General features: G+C 64.8%; 1 protein-coding gene. It reads right to left on the reverse strand.

The window, feature by feature from the left end; all coding sequences use genetic code 11:
• The coding region (locus tag EN893_RS36985; RefSeq protein WP_164901548.1) for a GGDEF domain-containing protein at positions 1-591 on the reverse strand (591 nt) is incomplete at both ends.

Raw genomic sequence — 591 nt, forward strand, 5'->3', positions numbered from 1 at the left:
ATCCCGCGATCGCCCGCGCCATGCCCATGCACATCGTTGAGCGCCTTGAAGTGATCGAGGTCGGCCAACACCAGCGCGACCGGGAACCGGGCCGAGGCGCAGTGCTGCAAGAGCCGCATGCCGCGTTCCTCGAAGCCACGCCGGTTGAGCAGGCCCGACAGGGGGTCGGTATAGGTCTCGGTCTTCAATGCCTTCAACACGTCGAGTGCCGCGGCGGAAAACAGGCACAACGCAATGAGCAGCGAGAGCAGCGCGTGCGACAGCAGCGCCGTCGTCCAGTAGGACGAGCCATAGAACCCGTCATAGCTGGCGAAGGGCCCATGCGCGATGACGACGGCAAGGGTGCGCACGAAGAAATTGACGCCCGACAGCAGCGACAGCACGAACAGGATTTTTTCGGTCGGGCCGTTGTTGCGCACCGGGCGCAGTTCGGCAGCAACCAGAAGGCTGATGCCGCCGAATGCGAAATTCATCGCCAGGATGCGCCAGGTGAGATCCGGCGCGACGAACAGGAACCAGCACAACGACGCCAGGCCGCCGCCGGCCAGCACGGCGATCCCCACATAGGGCACCTTGCGGCCATAGCGGAGG

This window comes from Mesorhizobium sp. M7A.F.Ca.CA.004.04.2.1 (genome assembly GCF_004022825.1).
Lineage (GTDB): Bacteria > Pseudomonadota > Alphaproteobacteria > Rhizobiales > Rhizobiaceae > Mesorhizobium.